The sequence below is a fragment of the Aeromicrobium sp. 50.2.37 genome, assembly GCF_024655735.1.
Classification (GTDB): domain Bacteria; phylum Actinomycetota; class Actinomycetes; order Propionibacteriales; family Nocardioidaceae; genus Aeromicrobium.
In genome coordinates, this window is sequence record NZ_JANLGG010000001.1 from 198,753 (window position 1) to 215,494 (window position 16,742).

Annotated in this window: 15 protein-coding genes; 9 read left to right on the plus strand and 6 right to left on the minus strand. The window is 70.6% G+C overall.

Going from position 1 to position 16,742, the window contains the following annotated elements; genetic code table 11:
• Window positions 1-17: 17 nt before the first annotated feature.
• The 3 genes from NUV38_RS00820 (at window position 18) to NUV38_RS00830 (ending at window position 3,727) form a co-directional block, all read left to right on the plus strand.
• Window positions 18-752, plus strand: a complete 735-nt coding sequence (locus tag NUV38_RS00820) for an N-acetylmuramoyl-L-alanine amidase (RefSeq protein WP_257727318.1) — start codon at window positions 18-20, stop codon at window positions 750-752.
• Window positions 753-806: 54 nt separating this feature from the next.
• A complete protein-coding gene (locus tag NUV38_RS00825; protein ID WP_257727319.1) occupies window positions 807-2,456 on the plus strand; it encodes a hypothetical protein in 1,650 nt (549 codons plus the stop codon).
• 197 nt (window positions 2,457-2,653) lie between these two features.
• Entirely contained in the window at window positions 2,654-3,727 is a 1,074-nt protein-coding gene (locus tag NUV38_RS00830) for a TerC family protein (protein WP_257727320.1), read from the plus strand.
• 31 nt (window positions 3,728-3,758) lie between these two features.
• Here the strand turns inward: NUV38_RS00830 and NUV38_RS00835 are convergent, their stop codons facing one another.
• Both NUV38_RS00835 and NUV38_RS00840 read right to left on the minus strand, forming a co-directional pair.
• Complete coding sequence (locus NUV38_RS00835; protein WP_257727321.1) at window positions 3,759-4,073, minus strand: putative quinol monooxygenase; 315 nt, start codon at window positions 4,071-4,073, stop codon at window positions 3,759-3,761.
• A complete protein-coding gene (locus NUV38_RS00840; protein WP_257727322.1) occupies window positions 4,066-5,514 on the minus strand; it encodes an APC family permease in 1,449 nt (482 codons plus the stop codon). The genes NUV38_RS00835 and NUV38_RS00840 overlap by 8 nt, the downstream gene beginning before the upstream one ends.
• Window positions 5,515-5,625: 111 nt before the next feature.
• Here NUV38_RS00840 and NUV38_RS00845 point away from each other — a divergent pair, with 111 nt between their 5' ends.
• Window positions 5,626-6,906: a cytochrome P450 gene (locus NUV38_RS00845; RefSeq protein ID WP_257727323.1), complete on the plus strand. Its 1,281-nt coding sequence runs from the start codon at window positions 5,626-5,628 to the stop codon at window positions 6,904-6,906.
• A gap of 19 nt (window positions 6,907-6,925) precedes the next feature.
• Here NUV38_RS00845 and NUV38_RS00850 read toward each other — a convergent pair whose 3' ends face one another.
• The 3 genes from NUV38_RS00850 to NUV38_RS00860 all read right to left on the minus strand — a co-directional run bounded on the left by NUV38_RS00850 (window position 6,926) and on the right by NUV38_RS00860 (window position 8,364).
• Entirely contained in the window at window positions 6,926-7,324 is a 399-nt protein-coding gene (locus NUV38_RS00850) for a hypothetical protein (protein WP_257727324.1), read from the minus strand.
• A 55-nt stretch (window positions 7,325-7,379) separates the two neighbouring features.
• Complete coding sequence (locus NUV38_RS00855) at window positions 7,380-7,643, minus strand: hypothetical protein (protein ID WP_257727325.1); 264 nt, start codon at window positions 7,641-7,643, stop codon at window positions 7,380-7,382.
• Window positions 7,644-7,710: 67 nt separating this feature from the next.
• Window positions 7,711-8,364: an MBL fold metallo-hydrolase gene (locus NUV38_RS00860; RefSeq protein WP_257727326.1), complete on the minus strand. Its 654-nt coding sequence runs from the start codon at window positions 8,362-8,364 to the stop codon at window positions 7,711-7,713.
• A gap of 52 nt (window positions 8,365-8,416) precedes the next feature.
• Between NUV38_RS00860 and NUV38_RS00865 the strand changes: the two genes are divergently transcribed.
• Entirely contained in the window at window positions 8,417-8,620 is a 204-nt protein-coding gene (locus NUV38_RS00865; protein WP_257727327.1) for a hypothetical protein, read from the plus strand.
• A 98-nt stretch (window positions 8,621-8,718) separates the two neighbouring features.
• Window positions 8,719-11,586 (plus strand): excinuclease ABC subunit UvrA, encoded by a 2,868-nt coding sequence (gene uvrA / locus NUV38_RS00870; protein WP_257727328.1) that lies wholly within the window; start codon window positions 8,719-8,721, stop codon window positions 11,584-11,586.
• 119 nt (window positions 11,587-11,705) lie between these two features.
• Here the strand turns inward: uvrA and NUV38_RS00875 are convergent, their stop codons facing one another.
• Window positions 11,706-12,503 (minus strand): hypothetical protein, encoded by a 798-nt coding sequence (locus tag NUV38_RS00875; protein ID WP_257727329.1) that lies wholly within the window; start codon window positions 12,501-12,503, stop codon window positions 11,706-11,708.
• A 437-nt stretch (window positions 12,504-12,940) separates the two neighbouring features.
• On the opposite strand from NUV38_RS00875, the gene uvrC reads away from it, so the two are divergent.
• Genes uvrC through yvcK form a run of 3 tightly spaced genes read left to right on the plus strand, consistent with a single transcriptional unit; the run spans window position 12,941 to window position 16,718 of the window.
• Window positions 12,941-14,881, plus strand: coding sequence for an excinuclease ABC subunit UvrC (uvrC, locus tag NUV38_RS00880; RefSeq protein WP_257727330.1), 1,941 nt, complete (start codon window positions 12,941-12,943; stop codon window positions 14,879-14,881).
• The gene (gene rapZ / locus NUV38_RS00885) at window positions 14,878-15,738 is read left to right on the plus strand and encodes an RNase adapter RapZ (protein WP_257727331.1); all 861 of its coding nucleotides are present in this window, start codon (window positions 14,878-14,880) and stop codon (window positions 15,736-15,738) included. Before uvrC ends, rapZ begins: the two co-directional genes overlap by 4 nt.
• Entirely contained in the window at window positions 15,735-16,718 is a 984-nt protein-coding gene (yvcK, locus tag NUV38_RS00890) for a uridine diphosphate-N-acetylglucosamine-binding protein YvcK (RefSeq protein ID WP_257727332.1), read from the plus strand. Before rapZ ends, yvcK begins: the two co-directional genes overlap by 4 nt.
• The last annotated feature ends 24 nt before the right edge of the window (window positions 16,719-16,742 follow it).

Below are 16,742 nucleotides of genomic sequence, written 5' to 3' on the forward strand. Positions count from 1 at the left end.
GAGCCCAGGGAGCCGCCATGCAGCAGACGGAGGACACGCCCCGGCCCCGCCTCGAGCCCGGCCCGGGGGGCGCCAGTCGGCGAGTCCTGCTCGGGGGCGCGTTGGCGGCGACCGCCACCATCGGGGGCCTGGCCCTCCTGGACCGCATGCCCTACGTCCGCGACCTGCCGATCCCCGGCCGCCGCAAGGTCGAGCTGACGTGGCTGCCCACTGCGCTGCGTGACGCCGGGCTGCAGGTCGAGGCCACACCGGGCTGGGCGGACCGTGGCCGCCCGTGGGCGTTCGACCCGTCGGGCGTCCTGGTGCACCACACGGCCTTCCGGGCCACCACCGCCGACCCGCACCCGGCGCTGGACACGGTGGTCGACGGCAGGACCGGCTTGCGCGGCCCGTTGTGCCACCTGCTCATCGACCGCGACGCCGTGTGCCACGTGATCGCGGCGGGGCGGGCCAACCACGCGGGGGAGGCCCGAGCCAGCGGTCCCATGCCCGCCGGGGACGGCAATGCGTCGTACGTCGGCATCGAGATCGACTACGCGCCCCAGGAGCCGTACGGCCAGCGACCCACCGCCCAGCAGGGTGAGGCGGCCGTGCGCGCCGCGGCGGTGATCGTGGCGCGCTTCGGAACCGGTGCTGACCACGTGCGCTACCACTCCGAGACCAGCACCGCCGGCAAGTGGGACCCCGGGAACACGGTCGACGCCGACGAGTTCCGTCGCCGTGTCGCGACCGAGCTGGGCGACCGGTCCTGAACGTCTTTCTCGGGTCCCCGCGCGCGCCGCGGTGCCAGGGGGCAGGATGTGCCCATGAGGTGGCGTGACGAGCTCGACGCGCTGACGTTCGAGTCCGTGAGCCGCATGATCGCCGGCGGCATCGTGCTGGGGGGCCTGGTCGGCGCGACCCTGGTGGGGACGGGCACGATCGGGGAGCGTTCGTCGGTGTCCGCCGCAGCCGAGCCGGTCGTCGAGACGAAGGAACGCTCGCCCGTCTGCCTGCGGGTCGACCCGCAGGAGATCGGCCTCAGCACACCGCTCGAGGCGGCGGTCGTCCAGGCGTTCCCGACCGCCGGCGACGACCTCTTCTCCGGCTGGCCGCAACGGGTCGACGGTCGCTGGCGCTGGGACCGGAGCACGCCCGACGACTCGGGCGAGGCGACGTCGGTCGACGTCGGTGCCACCGCCAAGGACTCCCGCGGTGTGGCCTGGACCTCCCTGGGCTATGACCTGGCCGACGGCCCGGCGGGACTCACGAAGAACCTGCGACTCGTGGTGCCGGCGAGCTACGTGGGCGACGACCCGCCGTCGTCCGGCCTGCCCGTGGCCGACGACCCGGCGCAGATCCCTCCGGGCGGATCGCTGGTCCTGGAGGCCGACGCGTTCGAGGCGGCCGGGGACACGTCGACGCTGCGCCGGCTCGCCGCGGAGCTGCCGGGCGGTGGGGGCGACGAGGTGGCTGCAGCGATCACGCCGATCGGCTCCGACGACGTGGTGGTGACGATCGGTACCGAAGCCGCTGTCCAGCGGAGTGCCGTGCTGTGGCCGGCCGTCACCGACGTGCACGCGGAGATCGCACCGGACGAGGACCTGCCCGCCTTCGCCCTGCGGCAGCTGGTCCTCGACCTCTCGTCGGACCGCGGACGGCAGGCGTACGCGTCGCTGCTCGACGGTGAGCTGCCGGCTCGGACGTCGGAGGCGGTGCGCTCCACGTCGCTCGTCACGGGCGGCGCCCCTGCCACGGCGCGTGCACGGACGCTGGACGCCGACCCCGTCGCCGTCCCGCCCTCCTTCTTCGCTGCGGGGGTCGAGCGGACGGTTCGTGAGGACGGTGACGGCGTCGTCACCCTCACCCGCTCGATCGATTCCCGCCAGGGTCGGCTCCGCTTCGGCGAGGTGTTCGGAGCCGACGGGCGACCCCGCGGCATCGAGGCCGCCATCCGCGTGCGCGACGTGAGCTCGGCCGTCGCCTCGACGTACAACCGCTCCTTCGCCGGCCGGCCGGCGGAGGTCTCGGGCTCGGTCAACCTCGTGCTCACCCTGGACTCCGAGGACCTGGCCACCATCCGTTCGGACTCCCTCCAGGTCGCGGCCGACTGGTTCAACACCGACGGCGACGGCCGACGCTTCGCGCGCGACGTCCTGCGGCTGAAGGGTCTTGCGGAGGCCGACGACGTGGCGGCGTGGATGGAGCAGGCCCAGCCCGCCCTGGTCGACCGCATCGCGGGCACCATGGCCGCCGGCGGCGGCGGGACGCCCGACCATGCGGCGGGCGAGGTCCTGCGGGCCACGTCCGCGGACGGCGAGGACCCGTGGGCGACGTATGTGGCCTACACCGGCGCCATCGACGACGCCGCCGCCGGTGTCCCGACCGCGCTGAGCCAGTGGGGAGCCGCGGTGCAGCGGGGGAGCCGGTCGAAGTACGCCGGCTTCGGCGACGCGACCTGCACGAGCGTGAGCTAGCTCGACCGCGGGACGTCACACCGACTCGGCGTGCGTCCCGACGCGTGCTGCTGCAAGAATGATCGGCGGAGGGGAGTATTCCTTCGCTGCAGTGTCGTCATCACGGTGGTCTCTCGACCGTCCGGTGCTGTGGGCTCCGGGGGCTCCCCGGGGTGGAAGAGACCTCCGGTACACGTCTGTCGACCGGAGGAACCTGAGTGAACGTCTCGACCATGGAGTGGTCCATCACCGTCGGTGTGACCATCGCCATCATCCTGTTCGACGTGTTCGTGGTGGCGCGCAAGCCGCACGAGCCGTCGATGAAGGAGTGCGCCACCTACCTGAGCATCTACGTCGGGCTGGCGATCGCCTTCGGCATCTGGACGTTCACCTACCACGGGTCCCAGTACGGCGTGGAGTTCTTCGCCGGCTGGTTGACCGAGTACAGCCTGTCGATCGACAACCTGTTCATCTTCATCATCATCATGGCCAGCTTCAACGTGCCGCGGAAGTACCAGCAGGAAGCGTTGCTGGTGGGCATCATCATCGCCCTGGTCTTCCGCGCGATCTTCATCGCCGTCGGTGCCGTGGCGATCAACAACTTCTCGTGGGTCTTCTACCTGTTCGGCGCGTTCCTCATCTACACGGCCATCCAGCTGATCCGCGACACCGACCACGACGACGACGCCGAGAACGCGGTCGTCCGGCTGGCCCGCCGCCGGTTCAACCTGACCGACCGCTGGGACGGCCTGAAGCTCGTCGTGAAGGAGAACGGCAGGCGCGCCCTCACGCCGATGGCCCTCGTGATCATCGCCCTCGGCACCACGGACCTGCTGTTCGCACTGGACTCGATCCCGGCGATCTACGGCCTGACCCGTGAGCCGTACCTCGTGTTCACGGCCAACGTCTTCGCCCTGATGGGCCTGCGCCAGCTCTACTTCCTGCTCGGCGACCTGCTCAAGCGACTGGTGTTCCTGTCGCAGGGCCTGTCGGTGCTGCTGGCCTTCATCGGCGTGAAGCTGCTGCTGCACGCGCTGCACGAGAACGAGCTGCCGTTCATCAACGGCGGCGAGCACGTCCCCGTGCCCGAGATCCCGACCCTGGCGAGCCTCGGCGCGATCATCGTCATCCTCGGCACCACTGCGGCGGCCAGCCTCTGGTACGCCAACAAGTACCCGGAGCGCGTCAAGGAGCACGCGGCCCCCAAGGCCGACGGCCACGAGGCGCACGAGCAGGCGACGCCCGACGTCGACGAGACGCCGGAGAAGGACGCCCGGCGCGGCGACCTGTAGCCACACGCAGCACGTCGCGGGGAGGGTCCGGCTAGGCCGGGCCCTCCCCGCTCACGTGGTAGCGCCGCACGCGGGCGTCCAGCACGTCGGGAAGAGTTGTCCCGCCGCCCGCGCCATCGTCGGGGAGTGCTCGGAACGCCATCAGCGAGGACTCGTCGGTCCACTGCTCGTGCACCACGACGAGGCCGGGGTCGACGCTGTCGGCCGTGACCGCGAAGGCCAGGCACCCGGGTGCACGCCGGGCGAGCTCGACGGCGTGACGGCACGCGTCGACGTACGCGTCACGATGGTCGGCCCCGACGCGGAGCCAGCCGGCGACGACGAGGGTGGTGGACCCGTCAGCCACCCAGGCCCTCGACGTCCTCGAACGAGCTGTCGGCCGTGCCGGTGGCCTTGTTGATGAAGTACGTGACCACCCACAGGGCGATGCCGATGAGCATGAGCGCCCCGGCGATCTTGTAGACCTCGGGGTCGCGGTCGACCCACGGGCCGGCGAGGAAGAGGCACAGGAACGCGGCCACGGCGGGCAGGACCCCCGGCGACATGAAGTGGTTCTTCTCGGCGCCGGTGGTGTCGCGCCGCAGGATGAGGCACGCGACGTTGACGATCGCGAACACGCACAGGAGCAGGAACGCGGTCACGTTGGAGAGGTTGGCGACGACGTTGCTCTCGGCGTCGCGGGTGACGTAGAAGATCAGGCCCAGCGCCAGGACGGTGGAGAACCCCACGGCGACCCACGGGGTGCGGCGTCCGGGCAGCACCGATCCGAGCTGGCGGGGGAGCACGCCCTGCTTGGCCATGCCGTAGAGGAGCCGGCTCGCCATGAGCATGTTGATCAGGGCGGTGTTGGCCACGGCGAACACGGCCAGGAACGGGAACACCCGGTCGATCGGGAAGTCGGGTGCACCCTTCGACACGACCTCGAGCAGGGCACGCCCCTCGGAGTCGGCGATGTTCTTCAGCTCGGGGGCGGTCAGCACCGCGACGACCGAGACGGCGACCAGCATGTAGAGGATGACGGCGATGCCCAGACCGGTGAGCATGGTGCGGGGGAAGATCTTGTTGGGCTCCTTGACCTCCTCGACCATGTTGACCGCGTCCTCGAAGCCGACCATGGCGAAGAACGCGATGGAGGTGGCGGCCGTGACCGCGAGGAAGAGCCCGCGATCCTCGTAGTCGCGGAAGGTCACGATCTCGCCCAGGTCGGCCCCGTTGCGGGTCATGGCGTAGAAGCCGACGCCGATGACGATCGACAGCGCGGCGAGCTCGACGATGGTCAGGACGACGTTGAACTTCACGCTCTCGCCGACGCCGCGCAGGTTGATGATCGCCAGCAGGACCATGAAGCCCATGGCGATCGCGACGATCACGCCGCTGCTCGGCGTGCCGTCGATCCAGCCGTTGACCTCGAGACCGCCGGTGAAGTTGTCGGCGAGCGTCTTGGCCGACGTCGAGGCGCTCGTGATGCCCGAGCACACGACCGCGAAGGCGATGAGGAACGTGACGAAGTGGATCCCGAACGCCTTGTGCGCGTACAGCGCGGCGCCCGCGGCCTGCGGGTACTTCGTGACCAGCTCGAGGTAGGAGAGCGCCGTCATGGAGGCGACCACGAAGGCCAGGAGGAACGGCAGCCAGACGAGCCCGCCGACCTTGCCGGCCATCTGGCCCGTCACCGCGTAGATGCCCGCACCCAGGATGTCGCCGACGATGAAGAGCAGCAGCAGCTTGGGTCCCATGACCCGGCGCAGCTCGGTCGGCCCCTGGACTCCAGCGGTGTCGGTGCTCATGTGGCTCCCTCGCGTCGTCACCCCCCGGAGCACTGCGCCCCGAAGCAGAGTTTGGAGGACACCTTCCTCCGGCTCCGCCTCCAGCGCAACACCAGTAGTAGGTTCTGTGGGGTGATCGACGTACGCGCACGACTCAGCTCGTGGTTGGGGAGTGTCGTCGTCCGTCGCATCCGGCGCAAGGGCATCGACCTCTCACGCATGTCCTTCATCCCCGAGGAGACCAAGGTTCCCCTCCAGCGCGACGGCACCGACCCGCTGCCACGGCTGGCCGAGATCCGCGGCCAGGAGCGCCTGCACAAGCTGGCCCTGCCGTTCTCGTTCAACGCCTACCTCGTCTCGGGGTACGACGAGACTCGCACCGTGCTCACCGACCGCGGCGCCTACTCCAACGACATCCGGCACCTGTTCCACGGCGACGGCCCGGCCACGTCCGACGACATCGGCGGGCTGGGCTTCACCGACCCGCCGCTGCACACCCGGCTGCGCAAGATCGTCACGCCCGAGTTCACGATGCGGCGGCTCTCGCGGTTGGGGCCGGTCATCGAGGACATCGTCGACGACGCACTCGACTCCTTCGAGGCCTCCGGCTCACCCGGCGACCTGGCGAAGCACCTCGCCTTCCCGGTGCCCTTCCAGACGATCTGTGCCCTGCTCGGTCTCGACTACGAGGACCGCGAAGCCTTCGCCGCGCTGGGCAGCGCGCGCTTCGACGCGACGAACGGAGCGGCCGCCGCCTTCGGTGCGGTGTCGGCGCAACGGGAGTTCCTCTTCGAGGCCGTCGCCCGCCAGCGGCTCGAGCCCGGCCCCGGGCTGATCGGCCAGATCATCCGCGCCGAGGGCGACGCCATCAGCGACGTCGACCTCGCCGGGCTCGCCGACGGCGTGTTCACCGGTGGCTTCGAGACCACCGCCGGCATGATCGCGCTCGGCACGATCGTCCTGATGCGCGACGAGAAGCACGCGGCCCTGGTGCGCAACGGCACGTCGCAGGACGTCGAGAAGGTGGTGGAGGAGCTGCTGCGCTACCTCGCCGTCGTCCAAGTCGCCTTCCCGCGCTTCGCCAAGGAGGACATGACGCTCTTCGGTCGGCGGATCCGCAAGGGCGACGTGCTGCTCGCGTCGCTCAGCGCGGCCAACCGCGACCCCGCCGGTGCCGGCGAGTCCCCGGAGGAGTTCGACCCCTTCCGGGTGCCGCGGAGCGGCCACCTCGCCTTCGGGCACGGCATCCACCGGTGCATCGGCGCCGAGCTGGCCCGCATCGAGCTGCGGACGGTGTTCCCGCGCCTGCTGCGCCGCTTCCCCGACCTCGCCCTCGCGGTGCCGGAGTCGGACCTGTCGTTCCGGCAGCTGTCCTTCGTCTACGGGGTCGACGAGCTGCCGGTCACCTTCTGAGCGACCGCGGGTCCCGAGGTCACGCCTCGGACTCCTGACCGGGGGAGTCCTCCGGCTGCGCGTCGCCGCACTGGCCGAGCGTCGTGGCCTGGTGGCGCTTGAAGTTCGGTGAGCTCTCGAACGCCTCGCGGTAGTCCTCCGCGGGCAGGGCTGCGTAGTACTCGACGGCCTCGAGCAGATCGTCGGCACGCTCGTCGTCACTCACCTCTGCGAGGTCCCGGGCCGGCTCCAGCGCCGCCTCGAACCGCTCGACGGTCTCGGCGTAGTCGTTCTCGTTGAACGCCGCCACGCCGGAGCGCACCAGCGCGCACGTCCGGTCGAACGCCTGCTGCGACGCGTCGGGCCCGTCGGCGCCGCCACCGATCGAGCACGCGCTCGCCAGGACCAGGACCATGGACGCGGCGGCGATCGACCTCATCGCACGAGCCTAGGCAGCGCGGAGCGTTCCCGCAGGGGAGCGGGGGGCGATCGGATCAGCCGCGGGCCCCGTCGCGTCGGGCGAGCCGGTGCCCCACCACCCCGGCGAGCAGCAGCGTGGCGACCCACACCGCCGTGGCGCCGGCGACCACGCCCGGCGTCAGGACGAGGAACGTCGCGTCGTCGAGGAACGAGAGGCCGTCGTTCGGCGCGTACGCGAACCAGCCGAACTCGTCCGGGCTCTCGCTGCCGAGGAGCAGCAGCGACCCCGCGGCCAGGAGGATCGCCGCAAGGGCGAGGAGGACGCGTGACGATCGCATGCGTCGAGTGTGGGCCATCGCCAAGCGTGGTCGTCGGCGAACCGCTCAGGTCGGACCGCGCCCGGTCTCACCAGCCGCGCTCGCGCCACTCCGGGAGGTGGGGGCGCTCGGCGCCGAGGGTCGTGTCGTTCCCGTGGCCGGGGTAGACGTGCGTGTCGTCGGGGTGACGGCCGAAGATCTTGGTCTCCACGTCGTCGATCAACGTGGTGAAGTCCTCGGGCGACCAGGTCTTGCCGACGCCGCCGGGGAAGAGGTCGTCGCCGACGAACAGGTGCACGACGCCGTCGGGGTCGTCGTAGGCCAGCACGATCGAGCCGGGGGTGTGGCCCACGACCTCGGTGACCTCCAGCTCGCACGAGCCGACGCGGACCCGCGCGCCGGTCGAGACCAGCCGGTCGGTGGGCACGTCGATGCCCTCGGCGTCGTTCTCGCCGGCCACGGTCTCGGCTCCCGTCGCCTCGACGACGGCGGCGAGCGCCTGCCAGTGGTCGCCGTGGCGGTGGGTCGTCACGATACGGGCCAGGCCGTCGTCACCGACCAGCTCGAGGAGCCGATCCGGCTCGGCGGCGGCGTCGACGAGGACCTGCTCGCCGGTCAGCTCGCACCGCAGCAGGTAGGCGTTGTTGCTCATCTCGCCCACCGCGAGCTTCGTGATCCGCAGGTCGCCTGCGTGCTGGACGTCGGCCGGACCGCCGACCTCGACCTCACCCGTGTACGTCATGCTGTGATCCTAGGCGGACGGGGCTCTTCCGCCCGCGGGACGAGGGGGAGACGTGGACGGCGCAGAGCTGGTAGGACGACTGATCGGGCTCGTGCTCTTCCTCACCATCCCGATCGCGATGGTCGTCGTCGGGCGACGTCGCAAGACGGCGTCGGCGGGGCAGAAGGGCGGCGTGCTCCTCGCCGTCGGCATCGTGCTGCTGGTGCTCGTGGTGCTGGGCATGCTCGCGCAGGCCGGCCAGGTCAACCAGGTCTGACCCCGTGGGTGAGGTCACCGTCGCTCGAGGTGTTTCTGTCGGCGGTCGCCACTAGGCTCGAGACGTATGCCTACACCTGCTGCCGGAACCTCGGAGGGATGTCCGTGACGTCGGACCGCATCGTCGTGCGCGGAGCGCGCGAGCACAACCTCAAGGACGTCTCCCTCGACCTCCCACGTGACTCGCTCATCGTCTTCACCGGCCTCTCGGGCTCGGGCAAGTCGTCGCTCGCCTTCGACACCATCTTCGCCGAGGGGCAGCGTCGGTACGTCGAGTCGCTGTCGGCGTACGCGCGCCAGTTCCTCGGCCAGATGGACAAGCCCGACGTCGACTTCATCGAGGGTCTGAGCCCCGCGGTCTCGATCGACCAGAAGTCCACGTCGAAGAACCCGCGATCGACCGTCGGCACCATCACGGAGGTCTACGACTACCTGCGTCTGCTCTACGCGCGTGCGGGTCGTGCCCACTGCCCCGACTGCGGCGAGCCGATCTCGCGCCAGACGCCGCAGCAGATCGTCGACCGCATCCTCGCCCTCGAGGAGGGCAGCCGGTTCCAGGTGCTGGCTCCGGTGATCCGCGGGCGCAAGGGCGAGTACCTCGAGCTGTTCAAGCAGCTCCAGCAGCAGGGCTTCAGCCGCGCGCTCGTCGACGGTCAGGTGCACAACCTCGCCGACGAGCCGCCCAAGCTGGCCAAGCAGAAGAAGCACACGATCGAGGTCGTCGTCGACCGTCTGCAGGTCAAGGCCTCGATGCAGCAGCGGCTCACCGAGTCCGTCGAGACCGCGCTCGGCATCGCCGACGGCCTGGTCCTGGCCGACTTCGTGGACCTGCCCGAGGACGACCCGCACCGCATCCGTCGCTTCTCCGAGAAGCTGGCCTGCCCCAACGACCACCCCCTCGCGGTCGACGAGCTGGAGCCTCGCTCGTTCTCCTTCAACGCACCGTTCGGCGCGTGCCCGGAGTGCCACGGCCTGGGCACCCGCATGGAGGTCGACCCCGAGCTCGTCGTGCCCGACCAGTCCGCGTCGGTGGCCGACGGCGCCATCGCGCCGTGGAGCTACAACCAGGTCTCCGAGTACTTCCTGCGCATCACCCAGGCGCTCGCCGAGGAGATGGGCTTCTCCACGTCCACCCCGTACGGCGACCTGCCCCAGAAGGTGCAGGACGTGCTGATGCACGGCCACCCCGACAAGGTGCACGTCACCTACAAGAACCGCTACGGCCGTCAGCGCTCGTACTACACGGCCTTCGAGGGCGCGATCGCGTTCATCGAGCGTCGGTACGCCGAGACCGAGTCCGAGACCAACCGCGAGCGGCTCGAGGGCTTCATGCGCGAGGTCGCGTGCGGCGAGTGCGGCGGCAGCCGGCTCAAGCCGGTCATCCGCGCCGTCCTCGTCAACCACCCCGAGCTCGGGCCCAAGAACATCGCCGAGGTCAGCAACCTCTCGATCGCCGAGGCGGCCGAGTACCTGTCCGGCCTCGAGTTGACCGACCGGGAGCGCCAGATCGGCGAGCGCGTGCTCAAGGAGATCCACGAGCGACTGCGCTTCCTGCTCGACGTCGGTCTCGACTACCTCAGCCTCGACCGCGCGGCCGGGTCGCTGTCCGGCGGCGAGGCCCAGCGCATCCGTCTCGCCACGCAGATCGGTGCGGGCCTGGTCGGCGTCCTGTACGTCCTCGACGAGCCCTCCATCGGCCTGCACCAGCGCGACAACCACCGGCTGATCGAGACGCTCGTGCGGCTGCGCGACATGGGCAACACGCTCATCGTCGTCGAGCACGACGAGGACACCATCCGCGCCGCCGACTGGGCCGTCGACATCGGTCCCGGTGCCGGCGAGCACGGTGGCCAGGTCATCGTCTCCGGGCCCGTCAAGGACCTGCTCAAGAGCAAGGACTCGGTCACCGGCAAGTACCTGTCCGGTCGTGAGGCCATCCCGCTGCCCGAGGTGCGGCGCCCGCGCGAGAAGGACCGTGAGATCACGATCCACGGCGCACGCGAGCACAACCTCAAGGACATCGACGTCACCTTCCCGCTCGGGCAGCTCGTCGCCGTCACCGGCGTGTCCGGGTCGGGCAAGTCCACCCTCGTCAACGACATCCTCTACACCTCGCTGGCCCGCCAGATCTACGGCGCGCGCACGATCCCGGGTCGGCACCGCTCCATCAGCGGCGCTGAGCAGATCGACAAGATCATCCACGTCGACCAGTCGCCCATCGGCCGCACGCCGCGGTCGAACCCCGCCACGTACACCGGGGTCTTCGACCACGTGCGCAAGCTGTTCGCGCAGACGCCCGAGGCCAAGATGCGCGGGTACCTGCAGGGTCGGTTCTCGTTCAACGTCAAGGGCGGTCGCTGCGAGGCGTGCTCGGGCGACGGCACGATCAAGATCGAGATGAACTTCCTGCCCGACGTCTACGTCCCGTGCGAGGTCTGCCACGGCGCCCGGTACAACCGCGAGACGCTCGAGGTCCGCTACAAGGGCCGCACCATCGCCGAGGTCCTCGACATGCCGATCGAGGAGGCCGTCGAGTTCTTCGAGGCGATCCCCGCGATCGCGCGGCACCTGCGGACCCTCGTCGACGTCGGCCTCGGCTACGTGCGCCTGGGCCAGAGCGCGCCCACGCTCTCCGGCGGCGAGGCGCAGCGCGTCAAGCTGGCGTCGGAGCTGCAGAAGCGGTCCACGGGCCGCACGCTGTACGTCCTCGACGAGCCCACCACGGGCCTGCACTTCGAGGACATCCGCAAGCTGCTCCTGGTGCTGGGCCGGCTGGTCGACTCCGGCAACACGGTGGTCGTCATCGAGCACAACCTCGACGTCATCAAGACGGCCGACTGGCTCATCGACATGGGCCCCGAGGGCGGCTCCGGCGGCGGCACCCTCATCGCCGAGGGCACCCCCGAGCACGTCGCCACGGTGAAGGCCAGCCACACCGGCCAGTTCCTCGCCCCCCTCCTCACCTGAAGGTGTTCGCGATTCCCATCACCTGATGGGAATCGCGAGCTCACCATGGTTCTTCCCCACTCACCACGGGACGCCCCTGAGGGTGAGTGGGGGATTCCCATGGTGAGTTCGCCGTCGGGTCAGGCGATGTAGGTGCGAGAGTGCGTGTAGAGCCGGCGGGACCGTTCGAGGTCGCGCCGGATTCGCGTGGCGGTGGCAGCCGACCCCTCCGGCTGGACCTCCACCCACGTCGCGCGGCTCAGCCCGTTTCCCAGGTCGCGGATCGCGTCCTCACGGATCTTCTCCCTGACGACGACGTCGCTGGCGTCCTCGCCCCGTCGAAGGTCGCGCCAGTACTTGCGCAGTCCGTCGAACTCCCCGAAGTGACAGTAGAGCTCCCAGCCCAGGTCCGTGCGCGCGACGAAGGATCCATCCGGCCGAACGACCACGACCTGGGTGTCGGGGGCGGGAAGCCCGTTCTCCCAGCAGAGGTAGCGCATCAGCGTCTCGCCCGGGTTCTCCGCGCCCCCGTCTGCCAGACACCCCATCAGGCGCGCAACGCGTGATCGAGGCCAACGCTGGAAGCGCTGGTCGGGATCGGAGAGGTCGTGCTTCGTCAGGAGTCGATGATGCAGTGCGGAGTCCATGACGACGAGAGCTCCCCGCCGGGTGCCGCTGCAGGCCACCTCCCAGACGGCGCGCTCCGGGTCGACGACGACCCGCCCGTCGAGCTGCACGAGCTGGTCGTCGTCGGGCCGGGCGTCATGGTGGATCACACCGGATTCACCACGACCGCAGCCGCCGTCGAGACGCACGAGGTGCACCACGCCGAGGTCCACCCCGTAGACGTCGAGCCCGTGGGCGAGGGCCGCACTGTGGTGTGAAAGTGCGACCGACCCAGGCTCGAACTTGTCGATGACCGACCTCGCGAGGACCATGTGCCTTTCCTCTGGTGTCAGGGAGTCGTGGACGTCTCGAAAGACGTAGGTCCCGACACGAATGCGGCGCAGTGTGCCCGTGGCGAGTGCGGAGGCGATCATCGCGTCGGTCCCGCCGAGATCGAGGATGTGCTTGCGGTGCAGGTACCCGCCGAGAAGGGTTGCGAGGCGGCGAAGGCTGTCGTCCATGGTCCGAGACTGGATGCAGGACGCGGTCTTCGGCAGACCCCCTCCGAAGGTTGTGGACGGAACTCGAGGTGGCTGCCTCGTCTGTGGATGGCACCACTCACCATGGGTTTCCCTCACTCACCTCGGAGGGCCCTCCATGGTGAGTGGGGGAAACCCGAGGGGAGCTCGCGATTCCCATCAGGTGATGGGAATCGCTGGGACGGAGGCGAACGGAGGGGAGTGTCGGTGGGGGCTCGTAGGGTGGGGGCGTGGCGGATCCAGCGACCTACCGGCCGGCGCCGGGGGAGATACCGGTCGAGCCGGGGGTCTACCGCTTCCGCGACGCGCAGGGCCGGGTCATCTACGTCGGCAAGGCCAAGTCGCTGCGGGCGCGGCTCAACAGCTACTTCCAGGACGTCGCGGGGCTGCACGAGCGCACGGCGCGCATGGTCACGACGGCCGCGTCGGTCGACTGGACGGTGGTCACCACCGAGGTCGAGGCGCTCCAGCTCGAGTACACCTGGATCAAGGAGTTCGACCCGCGCTTCAACGTCAAGTACCGGGACGACAAGAGCTACCCGTGGCTCGCGGTCACCGTCGGCGAGGAGGTGCCGCGCGTCCAGGTGATGCGTGGTGCCCAGCGCAAGGGCGTGCGCTACTTCGGTCCCTACGGCCACGCGTGGGCCATCCGCGACACCGTCGACACGCTGCTGCGGGTCTTCCCCATGCGCTCGTGCTCGGCCGGCGTCTACCGTCGCGCCCAGGGCATCGGTCGGCCGTGCCTGCTCGGCGACATCGGCAAGTGCGCGGCACCGTGCGTCGGACGGGTCACGCCCGAGGAGCACCGCGGCATCGTCGAGGACTTCATGGCGTTCATGGGCGGGCAGACCGCCGGGTTCACCCGCTCCATCGAGCAGCGCATGAAGGAGGCTGCGGCGAACCAGGAGTACGAGCTCGCCGCGAAGTTCCGCGACGACCTCGGGGCCCTGAGCCGTGCGCTCGAGAAGCAGACGGTCGTGCTCGGCGACGGCACCGACGCCGACGTGCTCGGCTTCGTCGACGATCCCCTCGAGGTCGCCGTGCAGATCTTCTCGGTCCGCGGCGGGCGCATCCGCGGCCAGCGCGGCTGGGTGGCCGACAAGGCCGACGAGGCGGGCTTCCCCGAGCTCGTCCAGCGGGCCGTCATGACCCTGTACGAGAACACCGCTGCCGAGGCGATCCCGCGCCAGGTGCTGGTGCCGCGGCTGCCGGCCGACGTCGAGGCGGTCACCGAGCTGCTCACCGAGCTGCGCGGGGGACCGGTCCGCATCCGCGTGCCGCAGCGGGGCGACAAGAAGCGACTGCTCGAGACGGTGGAGCAGAACGCCCAGCAGGTCATGGCGCGCCACAAGCTCAAGCGCGCCGGCGACCTCACGGCCCGGAGCAAGGCGCTCGAGGAGATCCAGGAGTACCTCGAGCTGCCCACCGCGCCGCTGCGCATCGAGTGCTACGACATCTCCAACCTCCAGGGCACCGAGATCGTCGCCTCGATGGTCGTGTTCGAGGACGGTCTGCCCCGCAAGGCCGAGTACCGCCGGTTCACCATCCGCCACGAGGGCCAGAGCGACGTCGCCGCCATGCACGAGGTCATCACCCGACGCTTCCAGCGGCTGCTCAAGGCACGCAAGGAGGGCGACGAGATCCCGGGCATCGACCCCGAGACCGGTCTGCCGCGCAAGTTCGCGTACGCCCCGGGCCTGGTCGTCGTCGACGGCGGTCCGCCGCAGGTGGCGGCCGCGCAGGCGGCGCTCGACGAGCTCGGCATCACCGACGTCGCACTGTGCGGCCTCGCCAAGCGGCTCGAGGAGATCTGGGTGCCGCACGACGCTGACCCGGTCATCTTCCCGCGCACCAGCGAGGCGCTGTACCTCCTTCAGCGCGTGCGCGACGAGGCGCACCGCTTCGCCATCGCCCACCACCGCCAGCGTCGGGCCAAGGCCATGACGGGCAGCGCCCTCGACGACGTCCCCGGCCTCGGCCCCACGCGGCGCAAGGCGCTCATGGCCGCCTTCGGATCCGTCAAGAAGATCCGCGCGGCCACCGGCGACGAGGTGGCCGCGGTGCCGGGCTTCGGCCGGGCTACGGCAGAATCCGTCGTGGCGGCGCTCGCCGCCGACACCCCAGGGCCCGCCGTCGACATGGCGACGGGCGAGATCGTGGAGGACCGATGACGCCGTTGACCACGTTCGTGCTCGTGACCGGCATGACCGGCGCCGGGCGCGGCACGGCCGCCAAGGCGCTCGAGAAGCTCGGCTACTACGTCATCGACAACCTCCCGGCCAGGATGATCGAGGGCGCAGTCGACGCCGCGGAGGGCGCCGACGTCGCCCGGCTGGCCGTGGTCGTGGACTCCCGCTCCGGTGCGTTCTACTCCGGGCTGGTCGACGCGCTCGAGTCGCTGCGCGAGCGCGGCATCCGCGCCCGGGTGCTCTACCTCGAGGCCGCCGACGAGGTCCTCGTCCGACGCCAGGAGGCCGCGCGCCGGCCGCACCCGCTCAGCATGGAGGGCCGCCTGCTCGACGGCTTCGACCGCGAGCGCGAGCTGCTACGTGCGGTTCGTGGCCGGGCCGACATCGTCGTCGACACCTCGAACCTCAACGTCCACCAGCTCGCCCGCCGGGTGCAGGCCGCCTTCGAGGAGCCCGGGGCCACGGGTCTGCGCGCGTCCGTCATGTCGTTCGGCTTCAAGTACGGCATCCCCATCGATGCCGACATGGTGGCCGACATGCGCTTCCTGCCGAACCCCTACTGGGTCGACGAGCTGCGACCGCTGAGCGGGCTCGACGCCGCGGTGAGCGACTACGTGCTAAGCCAGCCGAAGGCCCCGGAGTTCCTCGCCGCCTACGAGAACCTCGTGGACATGCTGACCGACGGCTTCCTGCACGAGGACAAGCGGTTCCTCACGATCGCCATCGGCTGCACCGGCGGGCGACACCGCAGCGTCGCCATGTCGGAGGCCTTCGCGGAGCGCCTGAGGTCCCACGGGGTCCGGACCCTCGTCGTGCACCGCGACCTGGGGCGCGAGTGAGCGGGTCGGCCGCTCCGGTCCCACCGACAGCCCCGGACGACGGTGTCAGGGTCGTCGCGCTCGGGGGTGGTCACGGGCTGGCGGCCAGCCTGTCGGCCCTCCGGCTGCTGCACACGCGGCTGACCGGCATCGTGACCGTGGCCGACAACGGTGGTTCGTCCGGTCGGCTCCGCGAGGAGCTGGGCGTGCTGCCCCCCGGTGACCTGCGCATGGCCCTGGCGGCCCTCTGCGCCGACGACCAGTGGGGCCGTCAGTGGGCCACCGTGCTGCAGCACCGGTTCCGCAGCGGCGGCGCGCTGCACGACCACGCCGTCGGCAACCTGTTGATCGCCGCCATCTGGGACATCCTCGACGACCACGTGGCCGGACTCGACCTGGTCGGGGACCTGCTCGGCGCACGCGGTCGGGTGCTGCCCATGGCGGCCGTCCCGCTCGACATCGAGGCCGACGTGCGCCTGCACGCCTCCCCGGACCACGTCACGGTGGTGAGGGGCCAGTCGCAGGTCGCCTCGGTCGACGGGCAGGTCCTGGCCGTTCGGCTCGACCCCCAGGACCCGCCGGCCTGCCCGGAGGCGGTGCGCGCCGTCGAGGACGCCGACTGGGTCGTGGTGGGTCCCGGTTCCTGGTTCACGAGCGTCATGCCGAACCTGCTCGTCCCGCAGCTGCGCGACGCCCTCGAGCGCACCCCGGCACGCCGTGCCCTGGTGCTCAACCTCCAGGAGCAGGAGGGCGAGACCGAGGGGCTGTCGCCCACCGACCACCTCGACGTGCTCGCCGCCCACGCGCCCGACCTGCGCATCGACGTGGTGCTCGCCGACCACTCGCTGGTCGACGACGGCGGTGTCCTGGAGCGCGCGGCGCGCGCCCTGGGGGCCCGCGTGGTGGCCGCGGAGGTGGCTGCCCGCCCCGGCGCCGACCAGCACGACCCGAGCCGCTTGGCGGAGACCTTCGAAGGGTTCTTGCACCCGGGCATACAGTGAGGGCTGACTGCCCGCGACGACGTT

Coding starts and splice junctions, on each gene's coding strand:
- NUV38_RS00820 (WP_257727318.1), top strand. CDS start 18: ATGCAGCAGACGGAGGACACGCCCCGGCCCCGCCTCGAGCCCGGCCCG.
- NUV38_RS00825 (WP_257727319.1), top strand. CDS start 807: ATGAGGTGGCGTGACGAGCTCGACGCGCTGACGTTCGAGTCCGTGAGC.
- NUV38_RS00840 (WP_257727322.1), bottom strand. CDS start 5,514: ATGAGCACCGACACCGCTGGAGTCCAGGGGCCGACCGAGCTGCGCCGG.
- NUV38_RS00850 (WP_257727324.1), bottom strand. CDS start 7,324: ATGAGGTCGATCGCCGCCGCGTCCATGGTCCTGGTCCTGGCGAGCGCG.
- NUV38_RS00855 (WP_257727325.1), bottom strand. CDS start 7,643: ATGCGATCGTCACGCGTCCTCCTCGCCCTTGCGGCGATCCTCCTGGCC.
- NUV38_RS00860 (WP_257727326.1), bottom strand. CDS start 8,364: ATGACGTACACGGGTGAGGTCGAGGTCGGCGGTCCGGCCGACGTCCAG.
- uvrA (WP_257727328.1), top strand. CDS start 8,719: ATGTCCGTGACGTCGGACCGCATCGTCGTGCGCGGAGCGCGCGAGCAC.
- NUV38_RS00875 (WP_257727329.1), bottom strand. CDS start 12,503: ATGGTCCTCGCGAGGTCGGTCATCGACAAGTTCGAGCCTGGGTCGGTC.
- rapZ (WP_257727331.1), top strand. CDS start 14,878: ATGACGCCGTTGACCACGTTCGTGCTCGTGACCGGCATGACCGGCGCC.